The organism is Planotetraspora sp. A-T 1434 (assembly GCF_025420585.1).
Classification (GTDB): domain Bacteria; phylum Actinomycetota; class Actinomycetes; order Streptosporangiales; family Streptosporangiaceae; genus JAOEGB01.
On the sequence record NZ_JAOEGB010000012.1, the window covers coordinates 54516 to 77762 of the forward strand.

The window sequence follows — 23247 nt, forward strand, 5'->3', positions numbered from 1 at the left end:
CTCGACCTCTGCCTCCCACGTTCGCCAACAAGCAGGTTGATCACCGGTGCCACCTCACGATCTGCCCTGAGGCGCATACCGAGAATAAGTTTGTGGGTCTACATCAGCGGAGGATCTTGCGATCGAGCCCACGAGAATAAGTCCTCACGGGCCGCCGAAGGAAATCGGGCATCGGCATCAGAAGACCTCCGGGCCCTTCTATATTTCACTTGCGGCAATGCCTAGCCTGGTCGCAAGCTCTGATGCAATATGGTCGCTCACACCGGCTTGCTAGGGAGTTATAGAGACCTTGGGGGCCGGCGATTTCTTTGGATCAGTGCCACAACAAGTGACGTTAGGAGTCTCGATGAAGTCGACGAGCCTTGACTCGTCGTGATCTATGGTGAGAATTTTATCGTTCGCATACAACTTTACCCTGACCCGATACTTCGTACCAACCGAAGGATTATGCAGCCAACAGCGAAACGTAAGGCCGGCCGCCCTAAATGTGGCCATCTTCACATCGCAGGTCGATACAAGCAACGATTCCTTTTCCTCATCGTAGGGATACGACGAATCCGAGCTGGCTTCCAACACCTCGGCTGTAGCCGAGTAGAGGCTATCGCTCATCCCGCGGACGTCAGCCTTTACTATTACAACAATCCCCTTCTCGTCAAACGGAGGCTGCGGGAAGTGGGCGTCGCCATTCCTAAGGATGCCGACCTGTTGACCCCCATACCCGGCCTTCCTTGGGAGAAAGTCATTGTAAGTAATGCCTTGCTGAATGGCGATCCGCTCCAGGATTACCGACATCTCATCCACAGGACGCGAGTTAGGGTCAACCGCGTACAGAACATCCACCGACGAAGCGGCTACCGCAACGATCGCCGCAATCACTGTCACTACGGCTGTTGTAGCGGACCCGAACCTATGCCACCAACTCTCACCCTTGTCGTTCTCCTTGGAGATACTCCTGACAGCAGATGCTTCCGCCGCATCGACCATCTCTAGCCACCCGTCTCGACACAAGCGTCCTGTGTGGCTGAACGAGCCGCTGAGGCAAAAGGTTTCAAGCACGTCTTCTGCGACAATTGTTGCCATGCCGGAGGTGCATGAGGCATGACATGCATGCCCAAATGAGAAATTTCGGCCGTGTGTCACCTCGCAGTAGGCTCGCCTGCCATTGGCGCGGGCGGTGAGCACGGGGAGAACTCCTGTGGCCCTCGCCGTTGCTGGTGTAGAGGATCACGGGCCTGGGGTCCGTATAGACGCCGACCAAGCCGGTGATCTCGCACAGCACGCCGGTATCTTCGCGGGTTTCTCTCACCGCGGCTTGCGGAGGGACTCGTCAAGGTCGACCGCGCCACCGGGGACGGCCAAGGTGCCGTTGTCGCTACGGCGCGTCATGAGATCGGTCTCGTGGGTCACGACGACGTTTAGAAGTCGATCCGTCGCGCCATGGTCACGACACTACTGATGCAGGCGCCACCCGACCGCTCATGCTGTCCACGTAGACGCTGGTCGCGTCCCCGCTGGCTCATCCGTAAGCCTGGCGCATACTCTCGGCGGAACAGCCCGCGACCTGCGGAAACGCCGCCAAGATCATTGCGCGTATATTGCGCGACCCGCGACAGACGGCCGCTCAGGATGGCGTATGGCTGCACAGGCGGGAAAGCAGAAGAGGCCCCGGAGGGCCTCTGAGCTGGGAAAATCCCTGGTGGCAGGTGCAAGGTTCGAACTTGCGTAGGCTGAGCCGACGGTTTTACAGACCGCTCCCTTTGGCCACTCGGGCAACCTGCCGTGTCTTCCGCTTACCGCGGCGACAGGTAGAAGAATAGCGGACTTCCACGGTGTCTGTGACACCGGTTTGTCCTGGGACGGCTACGCGGCCGGGAGGCCGTCTCCCTCGGCTGTCGGACCTACAGGTCATAGTGGAACGGTGATCCGATGGGCCGAGGCCGACGACCTGACGGCGCTGGCGAAGATCGAGCTGGCGGCTGACGAGATGTTCGCTCCACTGGGCATCGTCTTTCCTCCGGGCACGACCATGATCGAGGAGTGCGGCGATCCCACACGGGTGATCGTCGCGGGCCGGCCACCGGTGGGGTTCGCTCTGCTTGGGTTCGTCGACGGGGAGGTGCATCTCGAGCAGCTCGCCGTACATCCCGATCACGGCGGCCGGGGCATCGGGACCGGGCTGCTCAACGCCGTGTGCGATACGGCGGCCGCGCAAGCGAAGGCGGTCACGCTGACGACGTTTCGCCACGTCCCCTGGAACGCCCCCTGGTATGCGCGCCGCGGCTTCGCCGTACTGCCTCCTGAGGAGCGGGGGCCGGAACTGGCCGCGCTGGCGGAACATGAGCGGGCTCTCGGCATCGAGTTGGCACCCCGTGTTGTCATGCGCAAAGACCCCTGATCACGCGCGGGCCACTAATCTCGGAGTCAACAAGGAGAGGACACGGACACCGATGGCCGACAGCAGTTTTGACGTGGTCAGCAAGATCGACCGGCAGGAGGTCGACAACGCCCTGAATCAGACGGTCAAAGAGGTCGGGCACCGCTTCGACTTCAAGGGCACCGGGGCGGCGATCTCCTGGTCGGGCCAGAACGACATCGAGATCAAGGCGAACAGCGAGGAGCGGACGGAAGCCGTCCTCGACGTTTTCAAGGAGAAGCTGGTCAGGCGCGGCCTCTCGCTGAAGGTCCTCGACGCGAGTGAGCCGAAGCTGTCCGGCAAGGAATATCGGCTGATGATCTCCCTCAAGGAGGGCATCGACCAGGACAACGCGAAGAAGATCTCCAAGCTCATCCGCGACGAGGGGCCGAAGGGCGTCAAGGCGCAGATCCAGGGCGACGAGCTCAGGGTCAGCTCCAAGAAGAAGGACGACCTCCAGGAGGTCATCTCCCTGCTGAAGGGGAAGGACCTCGACATCGCCCTTCAGTTCACGAACTACCGATAACGGGCGGCCCCACCTGCCGTATGGGGCACGCCTGAGGCGCATCCGGGGCACACGGCCGAGGGCGCCCGCCCTGTGCGCCGGTGCCTCGGGGCCACTTTTTGCCCCCATGCGGCATCTGCCCCGCAGTCAGGGGCATGCGCCCCAGGCCACAGCCCGCACACCGCCATGGCTGAGCCCGCCATAACCGCCCGAAATGGGCGCGGCTCCGGGACAAGACGCGATGTGACCGATATGTCCGCTGTGTTCCCTGTTTCATGCGAGACATACGACCGACAAAGATCTTTACTCGCGGAAACAAAAGTCTCTCAATGTGGCTCTAAACTCGCGTACCAAGACGTACGGCTAGGCACCACATTGAGGAGGCCCGCGTGGCTCCCTGGTCCACTTATCGGCAAGCAGCCGCCATCGGCGCGACGGCGCTTGCCACGGCGCTCATGGTCTCGGCCTGCGGTGGGGGGTCCACCGGCACGACGTCGGCCGCCCCGAACGCGGCCGGCGGAGTCCAGCTCGTCAACGCGGGCAAGCTCACGACCTGCACCAACATCCCTTACGAGCCCTTCCAGTTCAACAAGGACGGCAAGGTCGTCGGCTTCGACGTGGACATCGTCGATCTCGTCGCCAAGAAGCTGGGCGTGACGCAGGACATCGTCGATATCGACTTCGCGGCCATCAAGAGCGGCGCGGCGCTCAACGCCCGCAAGTGCGACGTCGCAGCGGCCGGCATGACGATCACCGACGAGCGCAAGCAGCACATCGACTTCTCCGAGCCCTACTTCAACGCCACCCAGGCGCTCATGACAAAGAAGGGCAGCGGGGTCACCTCGCTCGACGACGTCAAGGCCAAGAACCTCAAGCTGGGCGCCCAGGCGTCCACGACCGGTCTCGACTACGTCAAGAGCAAGGGCCTGAGCCCCGTCGAGTTCGCCGACTCGCCGAAGGAGCTGCTCGGCCTCCAGACCGGCCAGGTGGACGTGATCGTGCAGGACCTTCCGGTCGTGCTGACCTGGCTGAAGAAGCCGGAGATCGGCGCGAAGTTCGAGGAGGCGGCCAGCCTGGAGACCGGTGAGCAGTACGGAATCGGCATGAAGAAGGGCAACACCGCGCTGGCCAAGGTGATCAATGAGGTGATCACGGCCGCGAAGTCGGATGGCGCCTACAACGCCATCTACAAGAAGTGGTTCGGCGTGGAGCCGAGCCCGGCCTCGTGACCTCCGTGTCGGACCAGCAGACCGCCCTCCCCAGCCGGGGAGGGCTCAGCCCTCGCAAGAGGCAGCGGATCAGTCGCGGCATTCAGTACGGCCTGCTGCTCGTCATCGTGGTCGTGCTGGCCTCGCTGGCCGACTGGGGAGCGATCCGCGAGTCGTTCCTCAACGCCACTGTGGCGGGCAAGAGCCTGCCCACGCTGTTCACCGTGGCGCTGAGGAACACGGTGATCTACACGCTCACCGGATATGTCCTCGGCTTCGCCGTCGGCATGCTGCTGGCGCTGATGCGGCAGTCGTCCGTGGCTCCCTACAGGTGGATCGCCGCCGGCTATGTCGAGGTGTTCCGCGGGCTTCCCGCGCTGGTCATCTTCCTCATGATCGGAAGCCTGCCGCTGGCGTTCCCGGGGCTCCAAGTTCCCGGTCAGGTGTACGGCCAGGCGGCGCTGGGGCTCGGCCTCGTCTCGGCCGCGTACATGGCCGAGACCTTCCGGGCGGGTCTGCAGGCCGTTCCCAAGGGTCAGATGGAGGCGGCACGATCGCTGGGCATGCCGTACATGCGGGCGATGGTGTCGATCGTCATCCCGCAGGCCGTCCGCATCGTCATCCCGCCGCTCACGAACGAGCTCGTGCTCCTTTTCAAGGACTCGTCGCTGGTGCTGTTCCTCGGCGTCACCGCAGAGCAGGTTGAGCTGGCGAAATTCGGCAACGACCAGTCGTCGACCTTCGCCAACCCCACCCCCATCCTCGTGTCCGGCCTGACCTACCTGCTCATCACGATCCCGCTGGGATACGCGGCGCGGCGGCTGGAAGCCCGTCAGGGAGCGGCCAGATGAGCACTGTCGAGATCAGGAAGCTGCACAAGTCGTTCGGGAAGCTCGAAGTGCTCAAGGGCATCGACTTCACCGTGGAGAGCGGCCAGGTCGTCTGCGTGATCGGGCCGTCCGGGTCCGGCAAGTCGACGCTCCTGCGGTGCGTGAACCTCCTGGAGCAGCCGACCTCGGGACAGGTCATCGTCGACGGAACCGAGCTCACCGACCCCGACGTGGACATCGACGCCGCGAGGCGACGGCTCGGCATGGTGTTCCAGCAGTTCAACCTGTTCCCGCATCTCACCGTGCTGCGCAACGTCACGATCGCGCAGGAGCGGGTGCTGAAGCGGGGCCGGGCGGAAGCCGTACGGGTCGCCCGGGAGAACCTGGAAAGGGTCGGCCTCATCGAGAAGGCGGACTCCTACCCGGCGCAGCTTTCCGGCGGCCAGCAGCAGCGCGTGGCGATCGCCCGCGCCCTGGCCATGAACCCGTCGCTGATGCTCTTCGACGAGCCGACTTCGGCGCTGGACCCGGAGCTCGTCGGAGACGTGCTGTCCGTCATGCGGCAGCTCGCCGAGGACGGCATGACCATGCTGGTCGTCACTCACGAGATGAGCTTCGCCCGCGAGGTGGCGGACCGGGTGGTGTTCATGGACAAGGGCGTCATCGTGGAGGACGGCCCGCCCGAGCAGGTCATCGCGGATCCGCAGCACAACCGGACACGGGAGTTTCTGCATCGGGTGCTGCATCCCGGGGTCTGATCTAATGCCGCATTTCGCGGGGCCGGACTCAGCCGGACCGCGTGAATTCGGCAGGTCCTGTCGTGGCCTATTCGTAATGCAACCTTTCGTCAAGGCGCCGCATCTATCCAGGTGACGAAAGGAAATGATATGAAGAAGCTCGCCATTCTGGCCCTGGCGGCAGCGGCCACTACCGCGTTCGCGGGCGCCGGGCAGGCCGAGGCGCGGACGGGAGCCGCCTCGGCCACCACGAAGACCGGGACCGCCACCGCCGCCTCCACGGCCCAGGTGCGGTACGCCTGGGTGAAGTCCTGCCGCAAGAAGGACTACACCGTTCCCTGCGGGCCGTGGATCCTGTCCCTCGGGAGCGGCAAGACCCTCGCGCTCACCGACGCCCGGGTCTTCCCGGTGACCTACGAGGGCAAGGTCGACAAGGAGTCGGCCACGTCGATCGCCGTCAGCGGCAACGGGCGGAAAGTGGCCTACTTCCGCAAGTCGGACGGCAGGCTGGTCGTCCGGGATCTCGCGTCCGGCAAGGTCAACGCGCTGCCGGGTAAGGCCGCGAGGCTGCCCAAGGGCGTGGGGATGAGCGACCTCGATATCTTCCTGTCCCCTGCCGGCGACGCCGCGGTGATCGACTACTTCGACCAGGACGCGAAGGCGCCCTCCCTCATCGTCGACCTGAAGAGCGGGAAGATCCGCAAGCTCGCGGCGCACTCCGTCGTGCAGGGCTTCAGCCCGGACGGCACGCGCGTGCTGGTCACCGACGCCACCGCCGAGAACACGACCGAGTTCGCGGTCTACGACGAGACCGGGCACAAGACGAACAGCCAGATCGTCCCGCAGGTCGTGGCCAACAACACGCCCATCGCGCTGGGTGACGACGGGACGTCAGTGGCGCTGATCATCACGACTCCGGCGGGCAAGCAGCGGCTCCGCGTCTACGATCTGGCGAGCGACACGGTCGGCGACGCGGTGAACGTCAAGGTGCCCGCGAGCGAGACCGCGAACCGGCTCGAATGGGCCTCCAACGACAGCCTGACGCTCTGGGAGTTGCGGAACGACTCCGATGGCAACGCGGTCGGCGCGACCGCCCGGCATCTGGACCCAAGCTCCGGCAGCACCTCGAAAATCGACTCTTTCAAGATCAAGTCCAAGGCTTGGGCGTGGTGGTTGCCCGGCGAGTGACCCGGGAAATGTTCAGGATATGGGCAAGGTTTATGAAAGGCTCACGGACCGGTTGCGCGAGTTCATTTCCGCGCAGCCGGTCTATTTCATCGCAACGGCCCCGGAGCACGGTGGCCATGTCAACGTCTCCCCCAAGGGATACGCCGACACGTTCGCCGTCATCGACGACACCACGGTCGCCTATCTCGATCTCGATGGAAGCGGCGTCGAGACCATCTCCCACATCCGCGACAACGGCCGCGTGACCTTGATGTTCGTCGCCTTCGGCGGTCCGCCCAACATCGTCCGCCTGTACGGCACCGGCCGCGTGGTCACTCCTCACGATCCCGGCTTCGATAACCTGATCACGCTGTTCGGACCGCACCCCGGGGTGCGCTCGATCATCGTCGTGAGCTGTGACCGGATCTCCGACTCGTGTGGTTTCGGAGTGCCGTTCATGTCGTTCGACCGGGACAGGCCGCTTCTCGACGAGTGGGCCGGCCGGAAGGACGTCCAGGAGAAGCGCGCCTACCGGGCCAAGAACAACCGCGAAAGCATCGACGGCCTCCCGGCCCTGAGAGCCAACGAGACGGATCCCGCCACACACCATTCGTGACCGCCGGCTCGTGACCGCCCGCTCGTGGATGGCCCGCTCGTGATGGCCGGCGACGTCAGCGGCGGTAGCCGGCCATCCGCTCCAGGCGTGAGATCCGCTCGGCGATCGGCGGGTGCGTGGAGAACAGTTTGCCTATCCCCGCGCCCCGGAACGGGTTGGCGATCATCATGTGGCTCGCCGAGGCCAGCCGCCCGTTCTCCATGAGCGGCAACTGCCGGACGCCCATCTCGATCTTCCGTAGGGCCGAGGCCAGCGCAAGGGGGTCCCCGGTCAGCCGGGCACCCGTCTCGTCCGCGGCGAACTCGCGCGAGCGGGAGATCGCCATCTGGATCATCGACGCGGCGACCGGTCCGAGGATCATGACGAGAAGAGCGCTGAGGAACCCTGGCCCCTCGTCGTCATCCGACCCGAAGAACAACCCGATGTACCCGAAATAGGTGATCATCGTGGCCAGGGCTCCGGCGATCGAGGAGATCAGGATGTCGCGGTTGTAGACGTGCGCCAACTCGTGCCCGATCACGCCCTTGAGCTCGCGCTCGTCGAGCAGACCGAGGGTGCCGTGGGTCACGCAGACGGCCGCGTTGCGGGGGTTGCGTCCCGTGGCGAACGCGTTGGGCTGCATGGTCGGCGACACGTAGAGCCGGGGCATCGGCTGGCGGGCGTCGTAGGACAGTTCCCGCACGATCCGATAAAGAACCGGCTGCTCCACCTCGGCGACGGGCCGCGCCCGCATGGCCGAAAGCGCGATCCGATCGGAGAAGAAGTAGGAGACCCCACTCGTCGCCAGCGCGATCACAAAAGCGATCCGCAGCCCCGAGCCACCCCCGAGCCAGGCCCCCACCACCAGGATGAATGCGGAAAGAGCCCCCAGAAGGATCGCGGTTCGCAGACCGTTGTGGTGCACGCCTCCTCCTCACGGTTGGGTTCGCTCAGCCTTACCAACGCATATGGCCTGGTCGAACGTTCCCCGGCGTAGGAAGGCACCGGCTCAGCCCACGGCGGACAGCACCACCTGCGGAGCGACGGAGAAGACGACGGTGATCAGGATCGCCACACCGATGGCCACCACGACAGGCCCTGATCTCGTACGGCTCTCGCCCCCGGGTAAAGGAGTGAACAGCTTGGCCGTCCAGGCGATGTAGTAATAGAGCCCGATGACGGTGTTGACCGCCATCACGACGGCGAGCCAGCCGAGCCCTCCATCGACGATCTCCCGGAAGACCACGACCTTCGCGAAGAGCCCGGAGAGCCCGGGCGGGAGCCCCGCCAGGCAGATGAGCGAGAAGGCCAGGGCCAGCGCCGCACCCGGACTCCGGAACGCCAGCCCTCGGTAGTCGTCCACCTCGTTCCGCTGCCGCTCCCGCGAGATCAGCATGACGACGGCGAACGCCGCGAGGTTCATCGCCGCGTAGAAGACGAGATACGCGATGGACGCGTTGGCGACGGGGCCGATCGCCACCCCGGCTGTCCGGGAAAGCTCGACGTTCGTCGCCCTCACCAAGGGCCCGGCGTCGGCGGGGAGCAGTGAGACCGCCGGTCGGGCGACAGACCGCGAGACGTTCAGGACCGCTTCGCGAGCCGTCTCAACCTGGTGCTCGACCACCACGCGGGCGTGTGCCCGCTGGACCACGTTGGCGAAGACGGCCAGAGGGGCGAGGATGTAGCCGGACTGGGCGACGGACGACCAGGCGAGCAGCCGTACTGCGTTGCGTTGCCGCATCGCGAGGACGTTGCCGACGGTCATGGTCAGCGCCGCGATGACGGCGACGACAGGGGCCCACACACCGGCCTGACTCGGCAACGCCGTCGTAAGGATCAGGATGAGCCCAGCGAAGCCCGCCGCCTTCGAGATCACCGACAGCAGCGCCGCCACCGGTATGGGCGCGCCCTGGTAGACGTCACCCGCCCAGAAGTGGAACGGCACCGCAGCGATCTTGAAGGCGAAGCCGGCCAGCACGAGCACGACGGCGACGGTCGTGACGGCCGATCCGGGCGACGAGGCCGCGCCGGCGAACGAGATGTCGAGCGTGGACGTGTAGGCCCCCGCGGCGCCGCCGAATGTCAGCCCTCGCCCGGCCTCGTAGGACTCCGCGATGCGGTCGAGGTGCACGGATCCGGTGATGCCGTAGAGCAGGGAGACGCCGAACAGCATGATCGCGGTGGAGACCACGGACACAAGGAACAGCTTGAGTGCCGCCTCCGACGCCCGGCCGTCGTAGCGTTTCAACGCGGTCAGCGCGAAAACGGGGAGAGACACCAACTCCAGGGACACGACCAGCATGATCAGGTCGCGGGAGGCCGCCAGCAGGATCGCCCCGACGAGCGTGCTGAGCAGCAGGAAGTACCACTCCCCGACCGGGATCCGCCCACCGGCCAGCTCCCCCATCGACAGCAGCACCACAATGGCGCCGGCCACGAGCACCAGCGCGGCGAAGATCAGCGTGAACCGGTCGACGACGAACGAGCATGACGCGGACGCCGAGCCGGAAGCCAGGACAGGACCCGGAACCCGCCCGGACAGCCCGCCAGTAAGCGCCGGGCCGCCCGCCAGTGCCCGGCCGCCTTCTAGCGTCCGGCCGCCTTCTAGCGAGGCCGGAACGCAGAACGTGCGCCGCTCGACGCCTGCCACGGCCTGCGCCGCCAGGACGGCCAGCGCGGCCAGAACGCCGCCGAGCGTGACGAGCCCGAGGAGCCGCCCACCACCGGGACGATCCGGCAGGAAGGCGTCGAGCACCAGGACCAGCCCGGCCAGCAGAGTGAGGATCAGTGGCACGGCCAGAGCGGCGTAATCGATCGACTGGATCATGACGTCACCCCGAAGATCGCCTGAACGGCGGGGGTGGTGACGGCCAGCAGAGCCTTTGGCCAGACGCCGAAAAGGATGGTGAGCGCCACCAGCGGCACCCATGCGGCCAGCTCGTAGACGGTCACATCGACCAGGCGGCCCCCGCCCGGCACATCACCGGTCGGCGCTTCTTCGGCCGCCTCCTCAACGGCGGCTCCGGTGGCCACGGGCTCCACCGGTTCGTCCGGGCCGAGGAACTCGCGGACCTCCTCGGCCGAGGCCATGAGCGGCCCGGCAGGCACCGTGTCGATCGGCCGCCCGTGGGTCACCCGCGACAGCATGACCAGGAAGTACGCGGCGGTCAGCGCAGTGCCGACACCTCCGACCGCCATGAACGTCACGAAGAGCGGCCGGGACAGCACGGCGGCCGGTTTGTACGCCCCCAGCAGGGCGAGCATCTCGCCCCAGAACCCGGCGAGCCCCGGCAGGCCGAGCGACGCGATGCAGGCGAAGGTCAGCAGGGAACCGATGTACGGCAGGCGGCGCAGCATGCCGCCCCCGAGCCGGGCCATGTCGGCCGTGCCGTACCGCTCCTTGATGGCACCGGCGATGAAGAACAGGAGGCCGGTGATGAGGCCGTGGGCGACGTTGCCGAACAGGGCGGCGTTCATGCCCACGGGCGTGAGGGTCGCGAAGCCCAGCAGCACGAAGCCCATGTGGCCGACGGAGGAGTACGCGATCATGCGCTTGAGATCCCGCTGGGCGAGGCAGGCCAGCGAGCCGTAGACGATCCCGACCACGGCGAACGCCCCGAGCCAGGGGGCCAGCGCCGCCGCGCCCTCCGGCAGCACCGGGATCGCGATCCGGGCGAAGCCGTACGAACCCATCTTGAGCAGCACGCCGGCCAGCAGCACGGAGCCGACGGTCGGCGCCTCGGTGTGGGCGTCGGGCAGCCAGGTGTGCAGCGGCCACATGGGCGTCTTGACCGCCAGGCCGACCCCGATGGCGAGGAACGCCACGATCTGGGCCGATCGGGGAATGCCGGACCCGTGCCGCGCGGCCAGGTCCACCATGTCGAGCGTCCCGGCCTGCGCCCAGACGGCCAGCAGGCCGAGCAGGAGGACGGCCGAGCCGAGCAGCGTGTAGAGGATGAACTTGACCGCCGCCCGCCGCCGGTCCCGGCCGCCCCAGACGGCGATCACGAAGTACATCGGGATCAGCACAACCTCGAAGAACACAAAGAACAGCAGCAGGTCGAGGGCGAGGAAGGTGCCGATCATCCCGACTTCGAGGACCAGCAAAGTGAACACCAGGGCCCGTTGCCGCCCGCCCTCCGGCCGATGCCTGGCCAGGTAGACGAAGCACAGGAACGTGAGCAGCGCGGTCAGCACGGCGAGCGGCAGCGAGATGCCGTCCAGTCCGAGGTGGAACCGGAGGTCGAGCCCGGGGATCCATGGCCGGTTCGTCTGGAGCTGCATCCGGCCGGGATGACCGTAGTCGAAGGCCACCGCCACGGCGACCGCGACGGCCAGGGTCACCCCGGACACGGCGATGCCGTACGCGCTGACTCTCCCGAGCGCAGGCGCGATCAGAAGAACGGCGGCACCGATCAGAGGCACCGCCAGCAGGGCGATCAGGAGCCAGCTCATCCGAAGACCACCGCCGCCACCGCGATCAGCAGCACCCCGGCCAGGAGGCCGGTGACGTAGAGCTGGGCGTTGCCGTTCTGGGCCAGCCGTACCAGCCCGGACAGGCCGACGGTCAGCCTGCCGGAGCCGCGCACGGCGCCGTCGACCACCTTCTCGTCGGTCCGGACGACGCCGCGGGCCAGCCGGAACACCGGCCGGGCGAACAGCGCGGCGTACACGGCGTCCACGTAGAACGCCCGCTCGCAGGGCACGCGGAACGGGCCGAGCAGCCGCGCCGGGTCGATGTGTGGCGAGCTCCGCCACAGCGCGTAGACGATTCCGGCGCCCAGCAGCGCGACGACCAGGCTCACCACTGCCGACGACCAGTCGACGTCCCCGAGCCCGGCGATCCCGAGCCCGGCGATTCCCAGCAGCAGGGCCAGCACGGCGAGCAGCCCGATCGGCCAGAGCATCGACCTCGGCGCCTCCCGGCCGTCGAAGACGTGCGCCGTGCCCGGTGGCGGCTCCGGCAGCGCTTCGACCCGGGCCGGGCCGAAGAAGGTCCGCAGCCAGGCGCGGGCGGCGTAGGCCCCGGTCACCCCCACCGTGAGCAGCGCCGAGCCGTACAGGAACGGCTGCGCCGGGCCGTGGGAGTGCTCGATGGCGGCGATCACGGCGTCCTTGCTGAAGAAACCGCTGGCGGGAGGCAGGCCCATCAGCGCCGCGAAGCCGATCGTCATCCCCGCGAACGTCACGGGAAGCCCGGCGCGCAGCCCGCCCATGTGGCTCATCAGGTTGGACCCCACGTGATGGATCACCGCGCCCGCGCAGAGGAACAGCAGCGCCTTGAACGCGCCGTGCGTCAGCAAATGGAAGATCGCGGCCTTGTCCGACCCGGCGGCGAGCGCCCCGGCCATGTAGGCGAGCTGGCTGATCGTGGAGTAGGCCAGCACGCGTTTGAGATCGTCCTGGGCCAGCGCCGCGAGCGCCGCGCCCAGCATGCCGATGGCGGCGATCACCGCCAGCACGTCGAGCGTCGGCTGGGCGCCGAGAAAGAGCGGGTAGAGCCGGGCGACGATGAAGATGCCCGCCGCCACCATCGTCGCCGCGTGGATGAGCGCGCTGATGGGAGTCGGGCCCGCCATCGCATCCGGCAGCCACGTCTGCAGCGGGACCTGGGCGCTCTTGCCCGCGACCCCGGCGAGCAGCAGCAGAGTCGCCGTGATCAGCGTGCTTCTCGGGAGGTCGGCACTGAGGACGTCGTCGATCCGGAAGCTCCCCGCCGCGACCCCCAGCGTGAAGATCCCGAAAAGGAAGCCGACGTCACCCAGCCGCGTGACCAGGAACGCCTTTACCGCCGCCCGCGAGTTCGCCCGGTCCTCCCACCAGTGCCCGATCAGCAGGTAGGAGCACAGGCCCATGATCTCCCAGCCCACGTAGAGGACGATCAGATCCCCCGCGTAGACCACGAGCAGCATCGCGCTGGTGAACAGGCTGATGAAGGCGCTGTACGACGGGTAGCGGGGATCGCCCCGCATGTACCCCACCGAGTAGACCTGCACCGCCAGCGCCACCACGACGACAAGGATGCCGACCAGCATCGACAATCCGTCGGCCCGCAGCGTCACGGAGATCGGCACCGATCCCGTCTCGATCAGCGTGAGCGTCCCCTCGGCTTTCCCCGGAAGGACACCGCCCCAGAACGGCCCGCCAGGAGCCCCGGCCCGGCCGCTCGACAGCTCGTACGCGAGCCACACCGTCAGCAGCAGCGACCCGGTTCCCGCCACGATCGCGAACCACGCCGCCCTTCGCGAGGCGAACGCGTTGTCCCGTTCTGTACGGCTTGCGCCACGTGGCCAGCGGGATCCGAGCAGTCCGGCCGCTGCGGCGGCCAACGGCAGCAGCACGATGAGGGTGGTCACCGCGATCACGGCCGGACCTCCTCGGGATCGGCTTCCGTGAGGTCTTCCGAGAGGTCACGGAGACGATCGACGTCGATGGTCTTCCGGTTGCGGAAGACGGCCAGCACGATGGCCAGGCCCAGGCCGACCTCGGCGGCGGCGATCACGATGACGAAGAGGGTGAGCACCTGCCCGCCGTGCAGCCGGTCCCGGAGCCACACGTCGAAGGCGACCAGGTTGAGGTTGACCGCGTTGAGCATCAGCTCGACCGACATCAACACCAGGATCGCGTTGCGCCGGGCCAGCACGCCGTACACGCCGATCGAGAACAGCAGGGCGGAAACCACGACGGGATAGACGATGTGCACGTCAGCTCACCGCCAGGCGCCTGTACGGCATGCGGTTGTGGTGTGTCATTTCCGCCCCTGGATATCGGTGCGGGACAGGACGATGGCACCGACCAGGGCGGCGAGCAGGAGCACGGACAGGGCTTCGAAGGGGAGCACCCACGTTCTGAAGATGCTGGACCCCAGCGGCTTGGCCGCGCCCTGGCCCGGGTCCAGCGGGGCGTAAGCCGTACGGAACCCGGAGACCACCACGGTGACCAGCACGGCGGCGGTGGCCAGGGCGACGAGGGCGGCGGCCCAGCGGTTGCCGGAGTCCAGGTCGGCCGAGCGGCCGATGGGCGCGCGGGTCAGCATGATGCCGAACAGCAGCAGCACCACGACCGCCCCGACGTAGATCAGCACCTGCACCCAGGCGACGAACTCGGCCGTCAGCACGAGATAGCCCCCGGCCAGCGCGCCGAAGCAGACCACCAGCCAGAGCGCGGCATGGACGAGCTGACGGGTCGTGACGACCAGCAGCGCGGAGCCGAGCGCGACGACGCCGAGCAGCAGGAAGACGATCTCCGGCCCGGTAGGCGGCCAGAAACCCGGCGCCTGCAACGTCACGCTTCCTCCTCTGGCCCGTCCTTCGTCGTGGGCTTCCGAGGGAGCGACCCCGGAGGCCGGATGGACCGGATGTCCCGCATGGGCCTCGGCGGCTCGCGGCGGGGCGCCTTCTCCTCCGGCGGCGCGCCGGCCGTGGCCGCGTCCGGAGTGGCCTGAGGCGGAGTGGTCTCGTCCGGAGTGGCCTGGTCGCTCCCGGTGGTGGAGCGCGGAGTGGCTTGGGATGAAGCTCCCTGGGGTGGGCCGGCCTGAGACGGACTGGCTTGAGACGGACCGGCCTGGGGCGGAGTTGCTTGGGATGGAGTTGCTTGGGATGGAGTGGCCTGGGCCGGCCCTGCCGTACGGGCCGGGCGGGCGGGCCGCGAGGCGGCGGACAGCTCCTTGGGCGGCTCGGCGCCGACCTCGTGCGGCGGAGGCGGAGGCACGGTCCCCGCCCACTCTCCGAGCCGGTCCTTTTCGTGAATGAGGTCCCGGATGTCGTATTCGGAATATTCGAACTCGGGCGACCAGAACAGCGCGTCGAACGGGCAGACCTCGATGCAGATGCCGCAGTACATGCAGAGGGAGAAGTCGATCGCGAACCGGTCGAGCACGTTGCGCGCACGTGGCCGACCACCCTCGGGCGCCGGAAGCGTCTCCTTGTGCGAGTCAATGTAGATGCACCAGTCGGGGCATTCGCGGGCGCACAGCATGCAGACGGTGCAGTTCTCCTCGACCAGCGCGATCACGCCGCGGCTGCGTGGAGGCAGGTCGGGATGGACCTCGGGGTACTGCTGCGTCTCCGATTTGCGCAGCATGTGCCGCAGGGTGACTGCCAGCCCCTTGGCCAGTCCTTCTCCTGGTATGCGCGCCACATTGACATCATGACGCACTATGGCCGACAGGTGAATGCGGTGGCCCCCACCGTTGGTTTTCCACAGTGTCCACAGGCTTGTCCACCGGTTGTCCACAGTGGCTGAAGGGGGAACCCCGCCCTACTCTTTGCGCTATGACATCCACAGGAGACCAGCCGGGGTTCACGCCGGGAACTCCCTCCGGTTCTCCCCCCGGTCCTCCGCCTGGATTCCCCGGACCCCCGCCCGGGTCAGGGCCTGGATCAGCGCCCGGGTTTCCTGGGTCCCTGCCCGGGTTTCCGCCCCCGCCGAACCCGCCTCGGACGGCCTCGGTGGTCGGCAGCGTCCTGTGGGCTCTCGCCCCCCTTCTGACCTGCGGTTTCGCTGCGCCTTTCACCGTGGGCTACGCGGCGGCGCGGCTCCGGAGCAAGGTCAACGCAGCGGCGGCCGTCCTCTACGCCGGCTGCCTGGTGGTGTGGGTGGGGTTCGACCTTTCGGACTCCAAGCACGTCACGTTCCGGGACGGATTGATCATGCTCGCGGCGATCGCGCCCTGGCTGGGCGCGACGATCCATTCGCTCCTCATCCGCACCCAGGTCTTCTCCCCGCGGCCGTTCGCTCCCGCGCCATTCGCCCCCACGGCCAACGAGGCGGCCATACGCATGGCGGAGCAGCGGCGCGGGCTGCGCAGGGAGGCCCGCGATCTCGCGCAGCGCGACCCGGCGCTCGCCTTCGAGCTCCGGATCGGACGGCCCGACCTCCCCCGGCATTACGACGATGGCGGCCTGATCGACATGAACCACGCCCCCGCCGAGGTGATCGCCACAGTGCCCGGAATGCGGCCGGAACTGGTCGAACGGATTATCCAGGCCCGCGAGGCAGTCGGCGTCTTCGCCTCCGCCGACGAGATGTCGATCACGGCGAACCTCCCCATTGACCTGAGCGACGAACTCGCCGAATACACCGTCTATCTCCCCTAGCAATCAGGTAATCCTGATTGTCGACAGGCGTATCCCTGGCTGATCGCCTCACGCTTCCCTAGGCTTTTACAGGGCGTCAACCGCATCGCTGGAGGGGCGACACATGGCACCGTCCGAACTCGTCGCATGCAAAGCGGACATGGTTGAGGCGGCGAGGGCGGTGGACGAGATCCTTCGTGCGCTTGGCGCCGTTCCTCCGATGTTCGGAGACAAGACCTGGCAAGGTTTGGCGGCCGATGGCTGGGCTGCGAGCTGGAACGCTCGAAAGACGCAGCTCACCACACTGCTGAACGCCGTTCTCGCCGAGCAGCCGCACCTGGTCGCGCAGGTGGAGGAGGCAGAGCGCCGAAAAGTCGCCTCGTAGGTCGCCACAACGGAAGAGGGATGCCGTGGGGGAATTCGTCGGAGTCGATCCCGCCAACCTTCGAGAGCTGACGCATCGGCTGCAGGCGCTACAGGAGACGCTGTCCAAGCATGGCCCGGCAATGCAGCAGAAAATGCAGAAATGGGGCAGCAACGTCAGCTTCGCCGTACTGCCCCGTTTGATCGACGAGGCGCTGAACGACGCCCGCGACATGGACGCCCGCACGTCCAGGGCGTACGACCTCGCCGCGGAGCAAGGGTGGAATCCATTCGGAGTCAAGCCGACCGGTGGGAGCCCCTATCGCGATGTTCCGCCTCCCGCTCCGATCGTCCGACTCGACTGGGCGACCACCGGGCAGAGCGGCTACCAGGCGCAGCGGGACGCGGCCGAGCTTTCCGGCCTCCTGGCCCATACCGACCCGGCCACACTCATGGCGATGTACGGCAGGGACAAAGGAGTCATTCGCGGCCTCCTCGCCCCCCTTGCCGAGAGGCTGCGCGGCCATCTCAACGACAAGGACTACCTCGGCGTCTTCTGGCAGTCCGTCGGGCCGCTCGCCGCGCGCCTCGCCAAGACCTTGCACGACAACGGTTCCTCCACCGACCCCTTGCTCACCAAGGAGGACACGGCGATCCTCGCCGCCTTCGGCGCCGCCCTCGCCGCAGCGACCCGCCTCCGGACCTCCTCAGGCTCCGGCGACAGCAAAGCGCTGCTGCCCGACTCGGCCAAAGCGGCCCTCAGGGCCGGCGACCCCTGGTCAATCGGCATGCTCCTCAAGTACGGCCCGCACGGCACGGCCTGGGACACCGATTTCCTGACCGACATCACCCGCTTCATGCTCGACGCCCGCAAAGCCGGAAAGATCGACTGGCCGTCCTCTCATCAGCAGCTCACGACGGACATGGACGCCAATCACCATCAACGGGCCCTCGCCGAGTTCGACGCGATGGGTGCGGTCCTGGACCGTGCCGCCGAGAACGGCAAGGCCGCCCGGCACGTGCTCGGTAACCCCACCACCGGCCTCGCGTACACCCGCATGCTGGTGAACGATTCCTGGCACACCCCCGGCTACGATCCCGCGGCGTACTTCAGCAAGTATGTCGATGCCACGAGCAGAAGTGCCGATCCCGACTACCTCCCGGATCCGGGAAAGATCAACCTGTCCTCTCACACCGCTGCTTTCCTGCAAGCCGCAGTTTCCGCCGGTCGCGGCACCACACTCGATGCCAAGGAATCGGCGTGGTCCGTTGTCAATATTGTCCAGTCGACCTCCGAGTTCTCCAAGGTCCACCCTGGCACCGTCCTCCCTCACGAAATCCGCAAAGCCCTTATCTTCACCGCCGACCGCTATCTCCCCGACTTCGCCGCTTCGGTGAATCACGATTTCACGTCTGCTGCCATGCAGAAAGCGAACGACACCTCCAACCCTTGGACACCCGTAACTAAGGCCAGTGAGCTTGAGGCATTCTTCAACCAAGCCCTACAAGACCCGGAAGAGTTCGGCGCCTTCAAGGGAATGATGGACGGCCGGATTAGCATAGCCGTAGCTGCGACGATCAAGGACCCCTCCGATGAGAACTATCTGGTGGAGATGGGGAGCCTTTATGGCCTGATCGAACGACTCAAAGGTCAACGTCACTTCGCGACCGAGCAACTGGCAGACGAGGATGCGGCACGGCGGCAAACGGCACTATCAATAGTCACCGGAGGTTTCGGCGCACTAAGCTTCAACAAGGCCCTTGGGATAGGAACGATCAGCCAGATTATTGTCGCCCTCGCCACACCGCCGGCCAGTGGCATGTTCGACACAGGACACGCCCTGCAAGCACTGAGGGAGAACGCAGACGCCTTCCGTACACAAGTTCTCCACGTGGAAGTTCCTGTGATACAAGGGCTAATAACCGCGGGAGCAGTGCGTCCGCCGGCGAATGCAAGCTGGATAAGCAACGGTGTGGTCACCCCTGACGCGGCCCTGGCCGACTGGATCAGCCAGCACGCCGAAACCGAATATTCGGGAAAGACGCTTACAGAGTGGATTAGGGATGCCCAGGACGCCATGAGGTTGCAGCAGTGAGCAAGCGTAATTTGGCGGGTACCATGATCTTGGCTGGACTTGCCCTTACATTGGTTGGATGCACAGATGAAAGGCCGCCATCGATCCAAGATGAAGCCAGGCGTCGGGATGCCGCTCTCGTCGCCATCGTGCAGTGTTTTATTGACCGCGGCGCTATATCAGCAGCGGAAGTGAAAAGCCAGCCATGGCTGCAGAACGGTAAAGTCCAGCCCAGCGCAGAACTCCTCACCTGGGCGAACGGTCACGAGGAGACCGTGTACCGCGGAAAGACACTCATCGGCTGGGAAGATGATGCGACAGCGGTGTGGCCGAACTGGAAGTGTCCGCTGTGATGTCCGCCGTTGGGCGCGCTGGAGGATCATCTCGGCATCTCCTGCTCTTGGAGGAGCTCAACGAGCGTCGGTAGGTCCTCCGCGACCACCGTCTGGTGGATTCCCAACTTGAGCTGCTCGCTAGTGAGCGTCACGCCACGCCTGGTCGCATAGAGGGTGCCTTCGTCGCTACGGAAAACCGCCCACGCGGGAAACTCTGCACGAAGCTCGTCGAGACGGCTCTCCCTTGGAGTTGTCACATCACGCAGCGTACTTCGGTCCATGCCATGGCAGACCATGGCCTGGTTGATGGTGGCTGGACATGGATTCATACAGTTGCGACGTGATGGAGTTCGAGCCGGATCGCTACGTGTGGGTTCAGGTCGCCGAGCGACTCCGAAGTCGCATCGTCGATGGCACATATCGCCCCAAATATCTCTTGTCTGAGGTACAGCTCATGCAGGAGTTCGGCGTGGCACGGGGCACGCTCCGCAAGGCGATGAAGAAGCTCAGGGAGGAAGGACTCCTCTATACGGTCCCCAACCTGGGCAGCTTTGTCAGTGCGCCGGGGGGTCGGATGGAGGAAGAGGGTGCCGAAGCGATCGGCTCGGAGCCCGATCCCGCATAGAGCGCTCGTCCCACGACTCGGCCTCCGGGCCAGCAAGTCGATCCGGCGACAACATGGGCGCCCCCGATGGCGGTCCGGCGTCCGAACTGTCAGTGGTAGCCCTGCTTTAGGGTGAGGCGTCGCGGGTGGCGTTGGCGAGGGTGGCGTACTCGGGGCGGGTCAGGTCGCGGACCTCGTACGTGATGCCGTGCCGTACGGCGAAGCGGTTCACGTCCGCGGGGGCCCATCGACCGGGGAAGTGGTATAGCGGCACGCCAGCCCTATCGAGGATTAACAGGCCCTTCAGGTCCTCACAGCGGTAGAGCAGCATCCTGATGTGGTCGATCCGGTGGTTCCTCAGCCGGATGGCCTGGCGGTCCGGGCCGAGGCCGCCGATCTCGAGCCTCTCTCCGTTGACGGCGATACGCGGCCCCGAAGACCGGTCGACGGCGGCGAGGGCCTGGCCACGCCCGATCCTTCTTCCGAGCAGCGCCCGATCGATCCGCCGGAACGCCGGGGCGATCACCGCCCCGAGCGGGCTCACCATGAGGGCCAGCCACTTGAGCTCCAGGACGTCGGCCACGCTCATGACGGCCGATCGGATCCAGCGCCAGGTGTGCGGGGGCAGCAGGTGGATCGCATAGGCGGCGCACACGACCCCCGCGATCATGAGGGCCCACCGGGCGATCCGCTGCCGCCGGGTCGGAGGCGGGCGGACGGGCAGCCCGCGGAGGATCCCCCATCCGGGCGCCCGCCGGGAGAGGAACTGGCGCGCCTGGATCGGCGTGAAGTCCCACGCGTGGAACTTGAGCCCGTTCCGTGCCGCGAACTCATATCCGAGGCCGGTCGGCCACTCGCCGGGCAGATCGGCGAGCACGAGCCCATCCGCGTCCACCACGGCAAGGCCGTGAACGGCCTTTCTGCCCTTCTTCTTGGCTTCCTTGGACGGGTCCCGCGTGAACCGGTAGCAGATCAGCGTCCGAGGAGCTCCGGGCGGAAGCCGTACGGAACGTCCCGAGGCGGCATCTGAGGCCACCAGTTGGCCGTTGTCCCAGGACAGACGGGTGGCCGGGCACGGTCCCGACCCTGGAACGGCGCCGGCGCGGGGCGCGAGACCGCCGACCGACGAGGACCCCGGCTCACCAACCGGCATCGGGATGCCCCCAGGCGGCAGCTCCGGCCCGGGGGCCGTGCCGCGCCGGGGCGCCCAGTCGCCGGGTGGAGGATCGGCGGTCACGTGATGAGGACTTTGACGACCCCCGTCAACGCGAGCTGCAGCAGAGCCAGTGGCACGAGGCCGATCCAGGCGAGCTTCTGGAGCTGGTCCTCACGGAGCCGGGGGTAGCTCACGCGAACCCAGATCACCACGAACGCCAGGACGAAGATCTTGACCAACGTCCACACCAGCCCGGGTAGGAGCGGGCCGTGCCAGCCGCCCAGGAACAACACGGTCGTCAGCGCGGAGAGCACGACGATCCCGGCGTACTCCGCGAGCATGAACAGGGCGAACCTGATCCCGGCATACTCGGTCATCGGGCCCATAATGATCTCCGAGTCGGCGATCGGCATGTCGAACGGCGGCCTGCGCAGCTCCGCCAGCCCCGCCACGAAGAACACCACGGCACCGATGGCCTGCCACGGCAGCCACCACCATCGCCACTGCTCGACTATGCCCTGCAACGACAGCGTGCCCGCCGCCATCGCCACGCTGGACGCCGCCAGGACCAGCGGCAGCTCGTACGACATGAGCTGGGCCGCCGCCCGGATGCCGCCGAGCACGCTGTACTTGTTGGCCGACGCCCATCCGGCCATGATCGCGCCCAGCACGCCGACGCCCATCACGGCCAGCACGAAGAACAGCCCCGCGTCGAGGTCCACACCCACCAGGCCCGGGGCCACGGGGATGACGATCAGCACCACGAGGTACGGCACGAGCGCCACGGCCGGGGCGATGGCGAAGACCCGGCGATCGGCGGCGGCCGGGATCACGTCCTCCTTCTGGGCGAACTTCACGCCGTCGGCGATGAGTTGCGCCCAGCCGTGGAAGCCGCCGGCGTACATCGGCCCGAGCCGGGACTGCATGTGGGCCATGGCCTTGTGCTCCATCTGCCCGACGATCAGCGGCAACACCAGGAACGCCGCCACGATGGCGATCAGCCGGACCGCGATGTCGAGCACGTCAGCCATCGCCCTCCTCCTGTACGGCCGGCCCGCCCGCCCAGTCGGCGGGGACGCCGGGAGGCAGCATCTTGCGGCGGCTCGGGGAGCCGTGGTCCGACTCGCCGGGCTCCTTGGCGCCCGGCCACCCTTTGGCCACCCGGGCGGCGAGCACGAAGTCCTTGCGCAGCGGATGGCCTTCGAATCCGTCGGGCAGCAGCAGCGGGCGCAGGTCGGGATGGCCGTCGAAGATCACGCCGAACATCTCGAACGTCTCCCGCTCGTGCCAGTCGGCTCCGCGGAAGACGCCGGTCGCGGTCGGCAGCCGGGGGTCGGCGCGCGGCACGCGGGTCCGGAGAAGCAGGTGGGCTGTCTTGATCGGGTCGAAGACGTGGGCCACGACCGAGAAGCCGTCCGGCGGCTCGTCGACCCCCGTCAGCCAGTCGAAGAACTCGTACCCCTCCGACCGGGCGAAGGACAGCACGTCGATCCAGTCGGCCGGCCCCACGTCGACCACGATCTCGCCGAACGAGTCGGAGATCTCGGCGCGCGAGCCGTACCGGTCCTGGATCGCGATGGCGACGGCGGCGCTCACGAGGGCCGCTCCCCCGGCTCGCCGACCCCCTGCTCACCGCGCACCCGGCGTCCCCCCAGCTCGCCGACCCCCGGCTCGCTGGCGTAACGATCGCTCAGTGTCTCGCCCGCGATCTTCTCCTGGAGCTTCATGATCCCGTGGAGCAGCGCCTCCGGGCGGGGCGGGCAGCCGGGCACGTAGACGTCGACGGGGATGATCTGGTCGACGCCCTTGGTCACGCAGTAGGAGTCCCAGTACGGCCCGCCGGAGTTGGAGCAGGCTCCGAACGAGATGACGTACTTGGGATCGGGCATCTGCTCGTAGAGCCGCTTGACAGCCGGGGCCATCTTGTCGGTCACCGTGCCCGAGACGATCATGAGGTCGGCCTGCCGCGGCCCGTTGGCGAACGGGATCACGCCGAACCGGATGAAGTCGTGCCTGCTCATCGAGGTCGCGATGAACTCGATCGCGCAGCAGGCCAGCCCGAAGTTGAACACCCAGAGCGAGTAGCGCCGGCCCCAGTTCAGCACGAACTTCATCGGCTTGGGCGCCAGCCGGGACGCCGGCCCAACCGTGGGCATCGGGAGATCGCTCACCGCCATGAAGC

Annotated in this window: 24 protein-coding genes and 1 tRNA gene; 12 read left to right on the plus strand and 13 right to left on the minus strand. The window is 66.9% G+C overall.

Going from position 1 to position 23247, the window contains the following annotated elements; genetic code table 11:
• Positions 1–270: 270 nt before the first annotated feature.
• A complete protein-coding gene (locus tag N5079_RS17190; RefSeq protein ID WP_261584847.1) occupies positions 271–1080 on the minus strand; it encodes a hypothetical protein in 810 nt (269 codons plus the stop codon).
• Between the two features lie 614 nt (positions 1081–1694).
• Positions 1695–1779, minus strand: a tRNA-Tyr gene (locus N5079_RS17200).
• A 139-nt stretch (positions 1780–1918) separates the two neighbouring features.
• Between N5079_RS17200 and N5079_RS17205 the strand changes: the two genes are divergently transcribed.
• From N5079_RS17205 to N5079_RS17235, 7 genes are all read left to right on the plus strand, one after another.
• Positions 1919–2395 (plus strand): GNAT family N-acetyltransferase, encoded by a 477-nt coding sequence (locus N5079_RS17205; RefSeq protein ID WP_261584848.1) that lies wholly within the window; start codon positions 1919–1921, stop codon positions 2393–2395.
• Positions 2396–2447: 52 nt separating this feature from the next.
• Positions 2448–2939 (plus strand): YajQ family cyclic di-GMP-binding protein, encoded by a 492-nt coding sequence (locus N5079_RS17210; protein WP_261584849.1) that lies wholly within the window; start codon positions 2448–2450, stop codon positions 2937–2939.
• Between the two features lie 368 nt (positions 2940–3307).
• A complete protein-coding gene (locus N5079_RS17215) occupies positions 3308–4147 on the plus strand; it encodes an ABC transporter substrate-binding protein (protein WP_261584850.1) in 840 nt (279 codons plus the stop codon).
• Positions 4144–4977 carry an amino acid ABC transporter permease gene (locus tag N5079_RS17220; RefSeq protein WP_261584852.1) on the plus strand — a complete coding sequence of 278 codons (834 nt, stop codon included), beginning with the start codon at positions 4144–4146 and terminating at the stop codon, positions 4975–4977. Before N5079_RS17215 ends, N5079_RS17220 begins: the two co-directional genes overlap by 4 nt.
• Positions 4974–5714 (plus strand): amino acid ABC transporter ATP-binding protein, encoded by a 741-nt coding sequence (locus N5079_RS17225; protein WP_261584853.1) that lies wholly within the window; start codon positions 4974–4976, stop codon positions 5712–5714. The genes N5079_RS17220 and N5079_RS17225 overlap by 4 nt, the downstream gene beginning before the upstream one ends.
• A gap of 129 nt (positions 5715–5843) precedes the next feature.
• The gene (locus N5079_RS17230) at positions 5844–6881 is read left to right on the plus strand and encodes a hypothetical protein (protein ID WP_261584854.1); all 1038 of its coding nucleotides are present in this window, start codon (positions 5844–5846) and stop codon (positions 6879–6881) included.
• Positions 6882–6900: 19 nt separating this feature from the next.
• Positions 6901–7476 carry a pyridoxamine 5'-phosphate oxidase family protein gene (locus N5079_RS17235; RefSeq protein ID WP_261584856.1) on the plus strand — a complete coding sequence of 192 codons (576 nt, stop codon included), beginning with the start codon at positions 6901–6903 and terminating at the stop codon, positions 7474–7476.
• A gap of 55 nt (positions 7477–7531) precedes the next feature.
• On the opposite strand, the gene htpX is transcribed toward N5079_RS17235, so the two are convergent.
• From htpX to N5079_RS17270, 7 genes are all read right to left on the minus strand, one after another.
• A complete protein-coding gene (gene htpX / locus N5079_RS17240; RefSeq protein ID WP_261584857.1) occupies positions 7532–8380 on the minus strand; it encodes a zinc metalloprotease HtpX in 849 nt (282 codons plus the stop codon).
• An 84-nt stretch (positions 8381–8464) separates the two neighbouring features.
• Complete coding sequence (locus N5079_RS17245; protein ID WP_261584858.1) at positions 8465–10282, minus strand: NADH-quinone oxidoreductase subunit N; 1818 nt, start codon at positions 10280–10282, stop codon at positions 8465–8467.
• Positions 10279–11910: a NuoM family protein gene (locus tag N5079_RS17250; protein WP_261584859.1), complete on the minus strand. Its 1632-nt coding sequence runs from the start codon at positions 11908–11910 to the stop codon at positions 10279–10281. Before N5079_RS17250 ends, N5079_RS17245 begins: the two co-directional genes overlap by 4 nt.
• Positions 11907–13820: an NADH-quinone oxidoreductase subunit L gene (locus N5079_RS17255; RefSeq protein ID WP_261584860.1), complete on the minus strand. Its 1914-nt coding sequence runs from the start codon at positions 13818–13820 to the stop codon at positions 11907–11909. The genes N5079_RS17250 and N5079_RS17255 overlap by 4 nt, the downstream gene beginning before the upstream one ends.
• Positions 13817–14158: an NADH-quinone oxidoreductase subunit NuoK gene (gene nuoK / locus N5079_RS17260; RefSeq protein ID WP_261584861.1), complete on the minus strand. Its 342-nt coding sequence runs from the start codon at positions 14156–14158 to the stop codon at positions 13817–13819. Before nuoK ends, N5079_RS17255 begins: the two co-directional genes overlap by 4 nt.
• Positions 14159–14203: 45 nt before the next feature.
• Complete coding sequence (locus N5079_RS17265) at positions 14204–14743, minus strand: NADH-quinone oxidoreductase subunit J (RefSeq protein ID WP_261584862.1); 540 nt, start codon at positions 14741–14743, stop codon at positions 14204–14206.
• Positions 14740–15537, minus strand: coding sequence for a NuoI/complex I 23 kDa subunit family protein (locus N5079_RS17270; RefSeq protein WP_261584864.1), 798 nt, complete (start codon positions 15535–15537; stop codon positions 14740–14742). The genes N5079_RS17265 and N5079_RS17270 overlap by 4 nt, the downstream gene beginning before the upstream one ends.
• Before the next feature lie 368 nt (positions 15538–15905).
• On the opposite strand from N5079_RS17270, the gene N5079_RS17275 reads away from it, so the two are divergent.
• From N5079_RS17275 to N5079_RS17295, 5 genes are all read left to right on the plus strand, one after another.
• Entirely contained in the window at positions 15906–16553 is a 648-nt protein-coding gene (locus N5079_RS17275; RefSeq protein ID WP_261584865.1) for a ComEA family DNA-binding protein, read from the plus strand.
• 103 nt (positions 16554–16656) lie between these two features.
• Positions 16657–16917, plus strand: a complete 261-nt coding sequence (locus N5079_RS17280) for a hypothetical protein (protein ID WP_261584866.1) — start codon at positions 16657–16659, stop codon at positions 16915–16917.
• Between the two features lie 25 nt (positions 16918–16942).
• Positions 16943–18991 (plus strand): hypothetical protein, encoded by a 2049-nt coding sequence (locus N5079_RS17285; protein ID WP_261584869.1) that lies wholly within the window; start codon positions 16943–16945, stop codon positions 18989–18991.
• Complete coding sequence (locus tag N5079_RS17290) at positions 18988–19323, plus strand: hypothetical protein (protein WP_261584870.1); 336 nt, start codon at positions 18988–18990, stop codon at positions 19321–19323. Before N5079_RS17285 ends, N5079_RS17290 begins: the two co-directional genes overlap by 4 nt.
• 325 nt (positions 19324–19648) lie before the next feature.
• Entirely contained in the window at positions 19649–19930 is a 282-nt protein-coding gene (locus N5079_RS17295; RefSeq protein WP_261585077.1) for a winged helix-turn-helix domain-containing protein, read from the plus strand.
• 106 nt (positions 19931–20036) lie between these two features.
• Here N5079_RS17295 and N5079_RS17300 read toward each other — a convergent pair whose 3' ends face one another.
• From N5079_RS17300 to N5079_RS17315, 4 genes are read right to left on the minus strand one after another with little or no spacing between them, the layout of a single operon-like run.
• Complete coding sequence (locus N5079_RS17300; protein ID WP_261584871.1) at positions 20037–21146, minus strand: hypothetical protein; 1110 nt, start codon at positions 21144–21146, stop codon at positions 20037–20039.
• Complete coding sequence (gene nuoH, locus N5079_RS17305) at positions 21143–22096, minus strand: NADH-quinone oxidoreductase subunit NuoH (RefSeq protein ID WP_261584872.1); 954 nt, start codon at positions 22094–22096, stop codon at positions 21143–21145. The genes N5079_RS17300 and nuoH overlap by 4 nt, the downstream gene beginning before the upstream one ends.
• Entirely contained in the window at positions 22089–22661 is a 573-nt protein-coding gene (locus N5079_RS17310; protein ID WP_261584873.1) for an NADH-quinone oxidoreductase subunit C, read from the minus strand. The genes nuoH and N5079_RS17310 overlap by 8 nt, the downstream gene beginning before the upstream one ends.
• A complete protein-coding gene (locus tag N5079_RS17315; RefSeq protein ID WP_410007803.1) occupies positions 22658–23221 on the minus strand; it encodes an NADH-quinone oxidoreductase subunit B in 564 nt (187 codons plus the stop codon). The genes N5079_RS17310 and N5079_RS17315 overlap by 4 nt, the downstream gene beginning before the upstream one ends.
• Between the last annotated feature and the right edge of the window lie 26 nt (positions 23222–23247).

Bases quoted from the DNA above. Each gene is read 5' to 3' on its own strand.
- N5079_RS17190 (WP_261584847.1), bottom strand. From the start codon at position 1,080: ATGGCAACAATTGTCGCAGAAGACGTGCTTGAAACCTTTTGCCTCAGC.
- N5079_RS17210 (WP_261584849.1), top strand. From the start codon at position 2,448: ATGGCCGACAGCAGTTTTGACGTGGTCAGCAAGATCGACCGGCAGGAG.
- N5079_RS17225 (WP_261584853.1), top strand. From the start codon at position 4,974: ATGAGCACTGTCGAGATCAGGAAGCTGCACAAGTCGTTCGGGAAGCTC.
- N5079_RS17230 (WP_261584854.1), top strand. From the start codon at position 5,844: ATGAAGAAGCTCGCCATTCTGGCCCTGGCGGCAGCGGCCACTACCGCG.
- N5079_RS17235 (WP_261584856.1), top strand. From the start codon at position 6,901: ATGGGCAAGGTTTATGAAAGGCTCACGGACCGGTTGCGCGAGTTCATT.
- N5079_RS17245 (WP_261584858.1), bottom strand. From the start codon at position 10,282: ATGATCCAGTCGATCGATTACGCCGCTCTGGCCGTGCCACTGATCCTC.
- N5079_RS17250 (WP_261584859.1), bottom strand. From the start codon at position 11,910: ATGAGCTGGCTCCTGATCGCCCTGCTGGCGGTGCCTCTGATCGGTGCC.
- N5079_RS17270 (WP_261584864.1), bottom strand. From the start codon at position 15,537: ATGCTGCGCAAATCGGAGACGCAGCAGTACCCCGAGGTCCATCCCGAC.
- N5079_RS17280 (WP_261584866.1), top strand. From the start codon at position 16,657: ATGGCACCGTCCGAACTCGTCGCATGCAAAGCGGACATGGTTGAGGCG.
- N5079_RS17295 (WP_261585077.1), top strand. From the start codon at position 19,649: ATGGAGTTCGAGCCGGATCGCTACGTGTGGGTTCAGGTCGCCGAGCGA.
- nuoH (WP_261584872.1), bottom strand. From the start codon at position 22,096: ATGGCTGACGTGCTCGACATCGCGGTCCGGCTGATCGCCATCGTGGCG.
- N5079_RS17315 (WP_410007803.1), bottom strand. From the start codon at position 23,221: ATGCCCACGGTTGGGCCGGCGTCCCGGCTGGCGCCCAAGCCGATGAAG.